This is a genomic window from Rouxiella sp. T17, from assembly GCF_036663475.1.
Classification (GTDB): domain Bacteria; phylum Pseudomonadota; class Gammaproteobacteria; order Enterobacterales; family Enterobacteriaceae; genus Rouxiella.
Genome location: NZ_JAWUEA010000035.1, coordinates 356,285 through 370,392, shown reverse-complemented (window position 1 = coordinate 370,392; position 14,108 = coordinate 356,285). Strand labels below are relative to the sequence as shown.

The 14,108-nt window shown below is 51.9% G+C and carries 13 protein-coding genes, 2 tRNA genes and 1 other RNA gene; all 16 read right to left on the bottom strand.

The window, feature by feature from the left end; genetic code table 11:
* Position 1: 1 nt before the first annotated feature.
* The 16 genes from SC206_RS15105 to odhB all read right to left on the bottom strand — a co-directional run bounded on the left by SC206_RS15105 (position 2) and on the right by odhB (position 14,098).
* Positions 2-77, bottom strand: a tRNA-Lys gene (locus SC206_RS15105).
* Between the two features lie 54 nt (positions 78-131).
* Positions 132-257, bottom strand: a non-coding RNA gene (locus SC206_RS15100) — RtT sRNA.
* A gap of 15 nt (positions 258-272) precedes the next feature.
* Positions 273-348 (bottom strand) — tRNA-Lys (locus tag SC206_RS15095).
* Positions 349-533: 185 nt separating this feature from the next.
* Entirely contained in the window at positions 534-1,322 is a 789-nt protein-coding gene (cpoB, locus tag SC206_RS15090) for a cell division protein CpoB (protein ID WP_332738232.1), read from the bottom strand.
* 9 nt (positions 1,323-1,331) lie between these two features.
* Complete coding sequence (gene pal / locus SC206_RS15085) at positions 1,332-1,847, bottom strand: peptidoglycan-associated lipoprotein Pal (RefSeq protein WP_045046212.1); 516 nt, start codon at positions 1,845-1,847, stop codon at positions 1,332-1,334.
* A gap of 45 nt (positions 1,848-1,892) precedes the next feature.
* Positions 1,893-3,185, bottom strand: a complete 1,293-nt coding sequence (gene tolB / locus SC206_RS15080) for a Tol-Pal system beta propeller repeat protein TolB (protein ID WP_332738231.1) — start codon at positions 3,183-3,185, stop codon at positions 1,893-1,895.
* Between the two features lie 335 nt (positions 3,186-3,520).
* The gene (gene tolA / locus SC206_RS15075) at positions 3,521-4,939 is read right to left on the bottom strand and encodes a cell envelope integrity protein TolA (protein WP_332738230.1); all 1,419 of its coding nucleotides are present in this window, start codon (positions 4,937-4,939) and stop codon (positions 3,521-3,523) included.
* A gap of 101 nt (positions 4,940-5,040) precedes the next feature.
* Entirely contained in the window at positions 5,041-5,469 is a 429-nt protein-coding gene (gene tolR / locus SC206_RS15070; RefSeq protein ID WP_332738229.1) for a colicin uptake protein TolR, read from the bottom strand.
* An 11-nt stretch (positions 5,470-5,480) separates the two neighbouring features.
* A complete protein-coding gene (gene tolQ, locus SC206_RS15065) occupies positions 5,481-6,167 on the bottom strand; it encodes a Tol-Pal system protein TolQ (RefSeq protein ID WP_045046208.1) in 687 nt (228 codons plus the stop codon).
* Entirely contained in the window at positions 6,164-6,568 is a 405-nt protein-coding gene (gene ybgC / locus SC206_RS15060) for a tol-pal system-associated acyl-CoA thioesterase (protein WP_045046207.1), read from the bottom strand. Before ybgC ends, tolQ begins: the two co-directional genes overlap by 4 nt.
* A gap of 234 nt (positions 6,569-6,802) precedes the next feature.
* Positions 6,803-6,916, bottom strand: coding sequence for a cytochrome bd-I oxidase subunit CydX (cydX, locus tag SC206_RS15055; protein ID WP_332738228.1), 114 nt, complete (start codon positions 6,914-6,916; stop codon positions 6,803-6,805).
* A 26-nt stretch (positions 6,917-6,942) separates the two neighbouring features.
* On the bottom strand, positions 6,943-8,082 hold the full coding sequence (gene cydB, locus SC206_RS15050) for a cytochrome d ubiquinol oxidase subunit II (protein WP_332738227.1): 1,140 nt from the start codon (positions 8,080-8,082) through the stop codon (positions 6,943-6,945).
* 18 nt (positions 8,083-8,100) lie between these two features.
* Complete coding sequence (gene cydA, locus SC206_RS15045) at positions 8,101-9,705, bottom strand: cytochrome ubiquinol oxidase subunit I (RefSeq protein WP_332738226.1); 1,605 nt, start codon at positions 9,703-9,705, stop codon at positions 8,101-8,103.
* Between the two features lie 1,012 nt (positions 9,706-10,717).
* Positions 10,718-11,590, bottom strand: a complete 873-nt coding sequence (gene sucD / locus SC206_RS15040; protein ID WP_332738225.1) for a succinate--CoA ligase subunit alpha — start codon at positions 11,588-11,590, stop codon at positions 10,718-10,720.
* Positions 11,590-12,756, bottom strand: a complete 1,167-nt coding sequence (gene sucC, locus SC206_RS15035; protein ID WP_332738224.1) for an ADP-forming succinate--CoA ligase subunit beta — start codon at positions 12,754-12,756, stop codon at positions 11,590-11,592. Before sucC ends, sucD begins: the two co-directional genes overlap by 1 nt.
* A 100-nt stretch (positions 12,757-12,856) precedes the next feature.
* Positions 12,857-14,098, bottom strand: coding sequence for a 2-oxoglutarate dehydrogenase complex dihydrolipoyllysine-residue succinyltransferase (gene odhB / locus SC206_RS15030; RefSeq protein WP_332738223.1), 1,242 nt, complete (start codon positions 14,096-14,098; stop codon positions 12,857-12,859).
* Positions 14,099-14,108 lie beyond the last annotated feature (10 nt).

Below are 14,108 nucleotides of genomic sequence, written 5' to 3'. Positions count from 1 at the left end.
GTGGTGGGCCGTGCGGGATTCGAACCTGCGACCAATTGATTAAAAGTCAACTGCTCTACCAACTGAGCTAACGGCCCTCTGTTTACTGCTTGCTACTTTTACTTCTTAAAATCTTAATGCTAATTAAACAGTGGTGGGTCGTGCGGGATTGACTCGTCCTATGGACTCGCCCTTCGGGCAACGCTATCGCGTTGTCGTCTCGCTCCGCTCGGCTCGAACCTGCTGCAGGTTCTCAACCCTTACGACTTAACACTTTACTTCCAATTAAACAGTGGTGGGTCGTGCGGGATTCGAACCTGCGACCAATTGATTAAAAGTCAACTGCTCTACCAACTGAGCTAACGACCCACTAATCTGCTTAATTTGTTGACCGATTTAAGCTTTAACACTTTGTCTGGGCAACGGCGGCATATATTACTGATTTATCTGAGCAGCGCAACCCTAATTTCGAGATAACTTACTGACTGCTCGTTCTTCATACATTCGAGCCCGAAAAACAGACGATGTGGTCATTTTTCGGGCCTGAATAACGCTTATTTTGCAGATAAACGTTTTTGCGCCAATTTGCCAGATTCACTGTTCGGGTATTGTTTAACCACCTGCTGGAACACGGCTTTTGCTTTTTCGCTCTGGCCTTTTTCCTGCATGATGATCCCGACCTTATACATTGCATCAGGGCTTTTTGGTGACTTCGGATAGTTTTTAACCACGACCGCGTAATAATAGGCCGCATCGTCTTTCTTACCTTTGTTGTAATACAACTGGCCCAACCAATAGTTGGCGTTAGGCAGGTAAGTCGACGTTGGATACTGCTTGATAAAAGCCTGGAAGGCAGATATCGCCTGATCGTACTGTTTTTTCTCCAACGCGAGTGACACAGCCGCGTTGTAGTCAGTATCAGGGTTACCTGTCATCGCCGAGCTGCTGCTTTCAGAAGGCTGAGACGACGCGCCCTCGTCGGAAGCGGCTGCACCGGCCGATGCGCTTGCTGCAGGCGCAGGGGCGCTGCCAGCGCTCTGCATCGAAGCAATCTGCTGCAGGATCTGGTTTTGGCGATCGGTTATCTGTTTCAGCTGATATTGGTTATCTTGAATCTGACCACGAAGATTGGCGATATCGTTTTGATTGTCAGAGACTTGTTGCTGAAGTTGATTTAAAAGCTGGCCTTGACCGTTAGAAATACGTTCAAGAGTGGTAACTCGATCGTCGATCGAGCCTGAGCCGACATTACTGATTGGTGCCGAGGCAGTAGCGACCCAGGGGGCCGCTACGCCAATCAGTAACGACAGACTCAACAGGTGAGTTCTGAAGTTACTGCTCATGCGATTCTCTTAGTATACCAGTACGGCACGACGGTTTTTGGCGTAAGCCGATTCGTCGTGGCCCAGTACAGCTGGCTTCTCTTTACCGTAAGAAACGATAGAGATCTGGTCAGCAGAAACGCCTTTGCCCTGCAGGTACATTTTAACTGCAGTTGCACGACGCTCACCCAAAGCGATGTTGTATTCAGGCGTGCCACGTTCATCGGCGTTACCTTCAACAGTCACTTTGTAAGACGGGTTGCTACGCAGGAATGCAGCGTGTGCATCCAGCATCTGAGCATAGTCGGAAGAAACATCGTATTTATCCAGACCGAAGTAAACGATGTTGTTCTTCTGCAGCTCTTGCATCTGCGCACGCGCTTGCTCTTCTGAAGACATATTGCCGTTTTCAGAACCAGAAGTCATACCAGTGCCAGCGCCGTAACCAGCCTGACCGTTATCTGCGCTCTTGTGTGAAGAACAAGCAGCGATTGCCATTACAGGCACGGCCAGCAGCAGCCCTTTCAGCACTTTGTTAAGTTGCATCTCGTTGATCCTTTTTATAATTTGCCATACATATCTAAACATGCATCACAGGTACGGCGACCAGGCAGGAAATGAGACCTGTCCATCGGTAGCCGGAAGACGCGCTTTGAAACGCCCATCAGTCGAGACCAACTGTAACACCTTGCCCAGTCCCTGTGAGGAGCTGTAAATAATCATGGTGCCGTTCGGCGCGATACTAGGCGTTTCATCCAGGAACGTGTCCGTTAATACTTGAACGGCTCCCGTTTCCAGATCTTGTTTGGCGATGTGCTGACTTCCACTGTTGGAACTCACCATAGCGAGGAATTTCCCATCGGAGCTCACGTCTGAGTCTTGGTTCTGAGAACCTTCCCACGTCAGACGCTGTGGCGCACCGCCATTAATACTTACTTTATACAACTGAGGACGACCGCCCTGATCCGAGGTAAACGCCAGATTCTGGCTGTCTGGATACCATGCTGGTTCAGTGCTGTTGCTACGTCCATCAGTCACCTGGCTGATTTGGCCAGAAGATAAATTCATGACATAGAGGTTCAGGCTGCCTGATTTAGACAGGGCCATCGCCAATTTAGTGCCGTCTGGCGAGAATGCAGGCGCACCGTTGTGACGCGGGAAGTCGGCAATCTGACGCACAGCGCCGTTAGCCAAAGTCTGCACCACCAACGCGGAACGGCCGCTTTCAAAGGTAACGTACGCCAGCTTGCTGCCGTCTGGCGACCAGGCCGGAGACATCAGAGGTTCTGGAGAACGATGTACCACAAACTGGTTGAAACCGTCGTAATCGGCGACGCGCAGTTCATACGGGAATTTACCGCCGTTGGTCTGCACGACATAGGCAATACGGGTACGGAATGCGCCCTTGATGCCGGTCAGTTTCTGGAATACTTCATCACTCGCCGTGTGCGCCGCGTAACGCAGCCACTCTTTGGTGATTTTATACTGGTTCTGCGCCAATACGGTGCCGGTTGCGCCAGAGGTGTCTACCAGCTGGTAGGAAACCATGTAGCTACCGTCGCCTGCAGGCTGAATCTGACCAACAACCACGTCATTGATGCCCAGCGCGCTCCAGGCGGCAGGCGTCACTTCGGCCGCGGTGCCCGGCTGCTGTGGCATACGTGCGTTTTCAATAGGATTGAATTTGCCGCTGTTACGCAAGTCAGCGCCAACAATGTTGCCCAGATCCTGTGGAGGAGTTCCCGGACCTGCCCATTTAAAAGGTACTACTGCAATCGGACGGGCGGAATCAACACCCTGGGTAATCTCGATGCGAACTTCCGCATGCAATACCGACGCCCACATAACCAATAGGCCGAACGCTACTCGAATTGCCTGTTTCATTGTATCTCCCTTATCTGGACTCAGAGCCCGAAAGAAATCTTGCGCCTCGCAGGGCCTCATTACAAGCAGCCGAATAACCGCGCATGAGACTCCCCGATTCCATGTTGGGGATGCACGGTTTACCGCTACTTTTTACTGCCCTGATGCCTGCGAGTCGCGACGCCTGACCGGCCTATTCATTCCGCGATAAACTAGCAGAATTTTAACAAACCAATACACACAAAACTACATAAACACAGCACAAGCCATCGTAAATATCCTAAAGTGAGATATTTTCGGCTGAGGCCCTGAATATCATCACTTTAGTCTGTTCTTACAATAGCTCTAATCAGTTCTTAACGTGGTTTAAAGTCTAACGGTACATTTTTAAACACTTCATACACAGCTTGCGATGGCGGTGCAGGGAATCTCGCCTGACGAGCTGCGGCAATCGCAGCCTGGCAAAGCGCAGGATCGCCCCCTTCAGACTGAATATCCAGCAGTGTACCGTTTGGCGCCATCTTCACCCGTAATGTACAGGTTTTGCCGATGTATGATTGATAATCATAGAAACGACTTTTGATTGCTGCCTGAATTTTACTGCCATAATCGGCAATATCTGCACCAGAAGCTCCTGCCTGCTTGTTCTTGCCCTGCCCTGCCGGCGCACCTGAACCGCCTTTAGGCGCGTTCTTCGACGAGGCAAGTCCACCAAATAAGTCATCGACGTCGGCAGAATCTTTCGCTGCAGCAGCGGCGGCTTTCTTCTTGGCATCGGCGGCAGCTTTGGCAGCAGCAGCTTTCTCGGCGGCCGCTTCTTTGGCTGCGGCGGCTTTCGCTTCGGCAGCCTCTTTGGCAGCGGCTTCTTTCGCAGCCGTAGCTTTAGCCTGTGCTGCTTCTTTAGCGGCCGTTGCCTTGGCTTCGGCGGCTTCTTTGGCAGCAGCGGCTTTAGCATCGGCGGCGGCCTGCTTGGCTTCTTCGGCAGCAGCCTTCTTCTCGGCATCGGCAGCGGCTTTCTTCGCCTCGGCCTGTGCCTGTTTCTTGGCGGCGGTGGCCGCAGCGGCCGTTTCAGCTTCGGCCTGCTTTTTCGCTTCGGCTTCGGCTTTCTTCTGCGCGTCGGCCTGCGCTTTCACCACTTTATCGGCTTCAGCCTTGGCTTTGGCGGCAGCATCGGCGGCCTGCTTTTGCTGCTCCTTCGCGGCGGCAGCTTTCGCATCGGCAGCGGCCTTTTTAGCATCTTCAGCGGCTTCTTTAACTGCTTCGGCAGCCGCTTCTTTTTGCTGCTGGGCAGCCTGCTTTGCGGCTTCGGCGGCGGCCTGTTTCTGCTGTTGAGCCGCTTCTTTCGCGGCTTCGGCAGCGGCTTCTTTCTGCTGCTGAGCGGATTCTTTCGCCGCTTCTGCTGCCTGCTTCTGCTGCTCGGCTTTCTGCTGCTGTGCCTCAAGGCGCTCTTTTTCGAGCTCTTTCAGCTTTTGTTGCTGTTCAGCCTGCTTCTGTTGTAACTCTTCCGCCTGCTGTTCGGATTTTTTCTGTCGCGATTGCTGAGCACGATTGGCATCAGCCTGCTGCTGTTGTTCACGATTATACTGGTCAACGACGGCACCGGAATCTACCATCACGGCCGAAATGTCACTGCCGCCACCGCCGCCGCTCATGGTGGTTTCCTCTTCGAGAGAACTCCAGACCAACAGGGCTATCAAGATGATATGCAGAACGACCGAAACAATAACGGCGCGTTTGAGCTTATCGTTTTGTTCAGTTGCAGTTGCCTTTACCAAAATAGGTTTCCCAACACAGGATTGCTAAAGCCTGGTCGGTACACGTGCTTTTATAACGTACACCCACCAGGTTTAAATTAAATGTCACTTTTCGCCAGGGATCAGATTGGCTGTGTCATCAGACCTACTGATTTCACGCCAGCCTGATGCAGCAAGTTCAATGCCTTGATGATTTCATCGTAAGGCACCTCTTTTGCTCCACCAATCAGGAATACGGTCTTCGGATTGGCCTGAATGCGTTTGGTCGCTTCTGCTACGACCTGCTGCTCCGGCAGTTGTTCCATTCTTTCGTGATCGATGACGATGGTATATTGACCGACGCCAGAGACTTCGACGATAACCGGTGGGTTGTCATCGGTAGAAACGGTTTTAGAGTCTGTCGCGTCAGGCAGGTCAACCTCTACGCTCTGCGTGATGATAGGAGCCGTTGCCATAAAGATAAGCAGCAGCACCAGCAACACGTCGAGCAGTGGAACAATGTTGATCTCAGACTTTAGTTCGCGACGACGACGACCTCGTACTCGAGCCATGCTGTTCTCCCTTAATGACTGCTTTCGCGAGAGAAAGCCTGACGGTGCAGGATAGCCGTGAACTCTTCCATGAAGTTATCGTAATTTTGTTCGAGTTTGTTGACGCGCTGGTTAAGGCGGTTGTAAGCCATAACCGCAGGGATCGCGGCAAACAGGCCGATTGCCGTGGCGATCAGCGCTTCGGCAATACCGGGTGCAACCATCTGCAGGGTCGCCTGCTTGACCGAACCTAAACCAATAAAGGCGTGCATAATCCCCCAGACAGTACCGAACAGGCCGATATACGGGCTGATGGAACCTACGGTGCCGAGGAATGGAATATGCATTTCCAGCGTTTCGAGTTCACGGTTGAAGGAGATACGCATCGCGCGCGACGAGCCTTCAATAACGGATTCGGGGGCGTGGCTGTTTGCGCGATGCAAACGGGCAAACTCTTTGAATCCGGAGTGGAAGATCTGCTCGGCGCCGCTGAGGCTGTCACGGCGGCCCTGGCTTTCCTGATAAAGACGTGAAAGCTCGATTCCGGACCAGAATTTATCTTCAAACGCTTCGGCTTCGCGGGTGGCGGCATTCAGCACTTTGGTGCGCTGGATGATGATTGCCCAGGAAGCAATGGAAAAACAGATCAGGATAAGCATGATCAGCTTAACCAGGATGCTGGCCTTTAAAAATAAATCAAAAATGTTCATGTCAGTCACTGCTTAAACTCCGCGACAATAGACTTAGGAAGCGCTCGTGGCTTCATTTGATGTTGATCGATGCATGCAATAAGAACTTCTGCGCTACACAGAAGATTGCCATGCGAATCTAGAATTCGTTGTGCAAAGGTAAGTGAAGCCCCCCTAATGGCGGTTATTTCGCTCTGGACGTCCAACAGGTCATCAAGACGTGCCGGTGCCAGATAATCAACCGTCATGCGGCGAACAGCAAAAGCGACATGTTCTTCCAGCAACTGGTGCTGATGAAAGTTGCGTTGACGCAACATTTCTGTGCGAGCCCTTTCAAAAAAGGCGACGTAACGGGCGTGGTAGACCACACCGCCTGCATCGGTGTCTTCGTAATAAACACGGACAGGCCATCGGAACAACGAATTACTCACTCTACATCCCGTATTGCAATTTGACGGGCCTACTATACGCAAGAGATTTGGCGTTTGGAATGGGTTGCTACTCTGGAATGAAAATAATTATAAACGGTTTACCCCGATTGAAACGGCAGTGTCAGGGCTTTGTAAAGCTTGTAAAAAAAAGCAGCACATTGACCTGCTCACGTAGCCGAGTCTGTGCGGACCTATTAATGGAGACGGCGTCAGAGTGAGACGCCGTCTTGCAGACTATTTCGCGCCTTTCGCCGCGTTGTTCTCTTCACAATGCTCAAACGCCAGCGCGGTGATAATTCCGAACGAACAGGCCAGCAGAGTTCCGAGGATCCAGGCAAAATACCACATAACGTTACACTCCCCTTCCGTTGAAATTAATAAAGCGAATGCGTGTTGTTTTCGATGAAGTTTTTATCGAGACGACCAAACATTTTGTAATACGCCCAGCTAGTATAAAGCAGCACGATGGGCACGAAGATACAGGCCACGACGGTCATGACTTTTAGGGTCAGTAAACTCGAGGTAGCATCCCACATGGTGAGACTGGCCTCGGGCATCGTGCTGGAAGGCATGACAAACGGGAACATCGTCACGCCAGCAGTCAGGATCACGCAGGCGATAGTCAAGGACGAGGTCAGAAACGCCCACGCCCCTTTATTTAGCCGTGAAAGCAATACGGTAAATAAAGGTAAAATCAGACCCAGTAGCGGAATGGCCCAGAGAATCGGCAGGCGATTAAAGTTGAGCAACCAGGCACCAGCCTGATGCACGACGGTCTTGCGCAATGGATTTGATTCGGCCGCCGTGTTGATGGCCGAGGTAATAACATAACCGTCGATACCTTTTACCAGCCAGATACCGGCAATCAGGAAACACGCCGCCATCACCAGCGCAGAGATTTCCGTCGCCCTGCGGCTGCGCAAATGCAGCTCGCCCGTCGTACGCATTTGCAGATAAGTAGCCCCCTGCGTCAGCAGCATGGTCAGGCTGACAATACCGGCCAGCAGGCCAAACGGGTTAAGCAGCTGCAACAGATTGCCGGTGTAATAAAGGCGCAGATATTCGTCGACGTGGAATGGCACGCCCAGCAGCAGATTGCCGAAGGCGACGCCGAATACCAGCGCTGGCACAAAGCTGCCGACAAAAATGCCCCAGTCCCACATATTGCGCCAGCGCTTGTCGTCGACTTTGGCGCGATAATCGAACCCCAAAGGTCGGAAGAACAGCGCGCACAGCACCAGAATCATGGCGGCATAGAAGCCGGAAAACGCGGCCGCATAAACCATCGGCCAGGCGGCAAACAGCGCGCCACCGGCGGTGATTAGCCACACTTGATTACCGTCCCAGTGCGGCGCGATAGCGTTAATCATCACGCGGCGATCGGTATCCGTTTTGCCAATAATACGCAGCAAGATACCCACGCCCATGTCAAAACCGTCGGTGACTGCGAAGCCGATAAACAGCACGCCAATCAGCACCCACCAGATAAACCTCAACACTTCATAGTCAAACATCACGGGCCCTCCCTCTATTTATGGCTGAATTGGCTGAACGGGTTTAAGAGGCTGAACGGACTGCACAGCGTCGTCGCCGTCAGAACGTTCGAAGTGATAACGACCGGTTTTCAGACTGCTTGGCCCAAGGCGCGCAAACTTGATCATCAAATACATTTCGGCAATCAGGAACAGCGTGTACAGCCCCAAGATGAGCAGCATCGAAGTCAGAACGTCGGCGGCGGTCAGTGAAGAACTTGCCACCGCCGTCGGCAGAATTTCGCCGATAGCCCACGGTTGGCGGCCATACTCGGCCACAAACCAGCCGGCTTCGATGGCTATCCACGGCAGTGGCAGACCATATAAAGCCAGCTTATGCAGCCAGCGGCGTTTGCCGATTTCGCCACGCAACACGGTGAAAAATGACAGGCCGATAATCAGCAGAATAAGGAAGCCGCCCGCGACCATAATGCGGAAAGCAAAGTACAGCGGCAGCACGCGCGGAATAGAGTCTTTCGCGGCCTGCTGAATTTGCGCCTCGCTGGCATCGCTGACTTTGGAGGTATAGCGTTTGAGCAGCATGCCGTACCCGAGATCAACCTTGCTCTTCTCGAAGGCGCTGCGCACTTCTGCACTGCTGTTTCCGGCGCGTAATTCTTCAAGCAGGCCATAGGCTTTCATGCCGTTTCTGATACGCACTTCATGCTGGGTCATCAGCTCTTTCAGGCCGGTAACCTGCTCGTCGGTCGAGCGGGTAGCGATTAGGCCGAGCAGGTACGGGATTTGGATGGAATAGCTGTTTTCCATCTTGTCCTGATTGGGTAACCCGATCAGCGTAAAATTGGCGGGTGCAGGCTGGGTTTCCCATTCGGCTTCGATGGCCGCGAGCTTGGTTTTTTGCACGTCGCCCATTTCATAGCCGGATTCGTCACCGAGCACGATCACGGAAAGCGTGGCGGCAAGGCCGAAGCTGGCGGCAATCGCGAACGAACGTTTGGCAAAGGCGGTATCGCGGCCTCTCAGCAGGTAATAAGAGCTAATCGCGAGGATAAACATCGCGCCTGTGACATACCCTGCCGCCACCGTGTGTACAAATTTGACCTGCGCGACGGGGTTAAATACCAGCTCGGAGAAGCTGGTCATCTCCATGCGCATGGTTTCGTAATTGAATTCGGAGGCGACCGGATTTTGCATCCAGCCGTTGGCGACCAGAATCCATAACGCCGACAGGTTGGAGCCCAGCGCCACCAGCCAGGTAACGGTCATGTGCTGTACTTTGGAGAGGCGATCCCAGCCGAAGAAGAATAGCCCGACCAGCGTCGATTCGAGGAAGAAGGCCATCAGTCCTTCGATGGCGAGCGGCGCGCCAAAGATGTCACCGACATAGTGCGAAAAATAGGACCAGTTGGTGCCGAACTGGAACTCCATGGTCAGGCCCGTCGCTACGCCCAACGCAAAGTTGACGGCAAATAACTTGCCCCAGAACTTGGTCATGTCTTTATAAATTTGTTTGCCGGAAAGCACGTAGACCGTTTCCATAATGGCCAATAAAAACGCCATACCCAGCGTTAATGGCACAAATAGAAAATGGTACATAGCGGTTAAAGCAAACTGTAAACGAGACAGCTCAACGATATCAAACATTTTAGCCCCTAGCTCCTCGGAGGAAGACTCCAAATAGCAACTCACAAACGCATTAACGTTAATGCGTCACTTAACAGCAGTTGTTTAACAACAAATTGCGAACGGTTAATTGTTAATGAAATTCAGTTAACGATATGTTGTCAGCAATCAATAGTTAATCCGCTGTTATCAGTACTTCTTAGATTTAATAGGTAGTGTAGAGAGGTATTTAAAACTTATTAATTAATAGCGTGTTTAATAAGTAATTCGATTTAACGAACGCACTATTTAAAGGAAAACTTTTATTTTTGAAAAATCCAACGTTAAATTTTGCTGACAATAGAATTTAACTACATAAGACAGAATTTAACTACAGACAGCATCGCTCACTTATCATTAAAAGATAAGACTAAAGGTTACAGGTAAAGCCTGTCGCGGGAGGCCTAGCGCTTAACAGTGAGTGTCAATAACAAGCCTCGACAACGATTTTCAAGCGTACTCAAAGGTGCCGTTGGATAGGTGATTGTCAAAGCCCGCTAATGTTACGCCACTCTGCCCCGACAATAAACAGGTGATTTTGTGTACCGCGCTTTATTTTTGGAATGCAGATCAAATCTTCTCATTATTATCAACCCACGCCATTCTTGATTTAGAGCAATTTAATCCTTTCCTGAGTTTATTTCTAGATGATTAAGAAAATATTTAATGAAGCAATCGCCGAGATGTTAATAATAGGTCTTATTGTTTTTAATTATCATCTACTCTGTTAATTTATTGTGCCAATTAAAAAATAAAAAAGGCCAATTAAATAACACCAAAAATATAAGTTTAATTAAATAAAATATGTCATTGATCCAGATCAATAATAACTGGGAATTATAATTAATCTTGAAAACATTGATGAGCTAAATAATGTTAATCAATGAAAACCCAATAAACAGTGGGCTGAGGCAAAAAAAATGCCGCCTCGGAGGCGGCATTTCAGGCTTTCCGTAGGCATTACGCCCTTGGAAAACGGCTTACGTCAGCACACTTACTGTGGCAAGACAGCCTTCACGGCATTGCCGATTTCAGCCAGGCTGCGCACAGTTTTCACGCCTGCGGCTTCGAGAGCTGCAAACTTGTCGTCAGCCGTGCCTTTACCACCGGCAATGATCGCACCGGCGTGGCCCATACGTTTGCCTTTCGGCGCAGTCACGCCCGCAATGTAGCCTACAACCGGCTTGGTCACGTGCTCTTTGATGTAGGCAGCCGCTTCTTCTTCTGCGTTACCGCCAATCTCGCCGATCATCACGATCACTTCAGTCTGTGGATCTTCCTGGAACAGTTTCAGGATATCGATGAAGTTTGAGCCTGGGATCGGGTCGCCGCCGATACCGACACAGCTTGACTGACCATAACCGTAATCAGTGGTCTGCTTAACGGCTTCATAGGTCAGCGTACCAGAACGGGAAACGATACCGACTTTGCCTGGCTTGTGAATGTGACCCGGCATGATGCCGATTTTGCATTCACCCGGCGTGATCACACCCGGACAGTTAGGGCCGATCATGCGTGCGTCACTTTGCTCAAGCTTGGCTTTAACCACCAGCATATCCAGCGTCGGGATGCCTTCGGTGATACAGATAATCAGCTTGATGCCCGCGTCGATCGCTTCAAGAATCGAGTCTTTACAGAAAGGTGCCGGCACGTAAATAACGGAGGCAGTAGCGCCCGTGGTTTCTACGGCTTCGCGCACGGTGTTGAACACCGGCAGGCCCAGATGTTCAGTGCCGCCCTTGCCCGGCGTTACGCCGCCAACCATTTGGGTTCCGTAGGCAATCGCCTGCTCGGAGTGGAAAGTCCCCTGGCTACCGGTGAAGCCCTGGCAGATAACTTTGGTGTTCTTATTGATTAAAATCGACATTATTTACCCTCCACTGCAGCAACAACTTGCTCTGCGCCGTTGGTCAGGCTGGTCGCTGCAATGATGTTCAAGCCGCTGTCTGCCAGTTTTTTGGCACCCAGTTCAGCGTTATTCCCTTCAAGACGCACCACAACCGGCACGCTGACGCCCACTTCAGCCACTGCGCCAATGATGCCGTCGGCAATCAGGTCACAGCGCACGATACCGCCGAAGATGTTAACGAAAACGGCTTTCACCTTGTCGTCGGACAGGATGATTTTGAACGCTTCGGTCACGCGCTCTTTGGTCGCGCCGCCGCCCACATCAAGGAAGTTGGCCGGTTCGCCGCCGTGCAGTTTAACGATGTCCATGGTGCCCATCGCCAGACCCGCGCCGTTAACCATGCAACCGATGTTGCCGTCGAGCGCAACATAGTTCAGTTCCCACTGCGCAGCCTGAGATTCACGCGCATCTTCCTGACTGTGGTCGCGCATTTCGCGCAGTTCAGGCTGACGGAACAGGGCATTGCCGTCGGCACCCAGTTTGCCATCGAGGCAGATCAGGTCGCCTTCTTTGGTCACAACCAGCGGGTTGATTTCAATCAGCGCAAGGTCACGCTCAAGGAAGATGTTCGCCAGGCCCATGAAAATCTTGGTGAATTGTGCAACCTGCTTGCCACTCAGACCCAGTTTGAACGCCAGTTCACGGCCTTGATAAGGCTGTGGACCAGTCAACGGATCAAGGGCAACTTTGTGGATCAGGTGTGGCGTCTCTTCTGCCACTTTCTCGATTTCCACGCCGCCTTCGGTAGAGGCCATAAACACAACGCGACGCGAGCTGCGGTCAACTACCGCACCGAGGTAAAGTTCTTTGTCAATGTCAGTCGCGGCTTCAACCAGAATCTGGTTAACCGGTTGGCCGTGCGCGTCAGTCTGATAGGTCACCAGACGTTTACCCAGCCAGTGTTCAGCAAAAGCACGAATCTCTTCTTTGCTGTGAACCACTTTCACGCCGCCCGCTTTACCGCGACCGCCTGCGTGAACCTGACATTTTACTACCCACGGACCCGCACCGATTTTCGATGCAGCCTCTTCCGCTTCACGCGGGGTGGAACAAGCAAAACCTGAAGGTGCAGGAAGGCCATAGCGCAGAAACAGCTGTTTCGCCTGGTACTCGTGTAGATTCATGATGTTCTATCCATTGATTTCAGAAGTTTGCAGAGCAGACTTTCCTGCCCTGCACTTGTTTTAAATCACGCCTAACCGTTTATTTGGTAGACAAAAAGCACTAGACGTCCAGCAGCAGACGCGTTGGATCTTCCAACAGCTCTTTAATCGTTACCAGGAAACCAACGGACTCACGGCCGTCGATCAAACGGTGGTCGTAGGAGAGCGCCAGATACATCATCGGCTGGATGACAACCTGACCATTTACGGCCATCGGGCGATCTTTAATGGCGTGCATACCCAAAATCGCACTCTGCGGTGGATTAATGATTGGCGTAGACATGAGAGAGCCGAACACGCCGCCGTTGGTGACGGTGAAGTTACCACCGGTCATCTCTTGAACGGTCAGTTTGCCATCGCGACCTTTGATAGCCAGCTCTTTGATTTTCTTCTCAATGTCTGCCATGCCAAGCGTATCAACATCTTGCAGAACCGGGGTGACCAGTCCGCGCGGCGTCGATACGGCAATGCTCACATCGAAATAGTTGTGGTAAACCACGTCGTCGCCGTCGATTGAGGCGTTGACTTCAGGGAAGCGTTTCAGCGCTTCAACCACGGCTTTCAGATAGAAGGACATAAAGCCCAGACGCACGCCGTGACGTTTCTCGAAAGATTCGCCGTACTGCTTGCGCAGATCCATGATGGGCTTCATGTTGATTTCGTTAAACGTCGTCAACATTGCGGTGCTGTTTTTCGCTTCCAGCAGACGCTCGGCGACGCGTTTACGCAGGCGGCTCATCGGCACGCGTTTTTCACTGCGTGAAGCCAGTGATGGCGCTTGTGCCGCAGCAGGCTGTGGCGCCGCTGCCGGAGCAGGTGCGGCCGCAGGCTTATCAGTGTTGCCGCCTTTGGCGATGTGCTGCTCAATGTCTTCACGGGTCAGACGTCCGCCGACACCGCTGCCTTTAATGGCGCTGGCATCGAGAGAATGTTCGGCGATCAGGCGGCGAATGGCCGGGCTGAGCGCGTCGTTGCTTTCGTCGTCGAGTGCCGCAGTGTGGCGATCGGCAGGCGTAGATTCTTTCGCTGAACTCTTCTCCTGGCTAGGTTTGCCAGAGCTGTTGCCCGGACGCAGGCGAGCCAGAATCTGTTTGGAGAGCACGGTTGCGCCCTCTTCTTCCAGAATGCTGTCGAGAATACCGGCTTCGCTTGCCGGCACTTCCAGCACAACTTTGTCGGTTTCGATTTCAACCAGCACTTCATCACGCTCAACGCTATCGCCCGGTTTTTTGTGCCAGGTTGCAACCGTCGCATCCGCAACGGATTCAGGTAGGTCAGGGACCAAAATATCTACGCTACTCATATCAATCCTT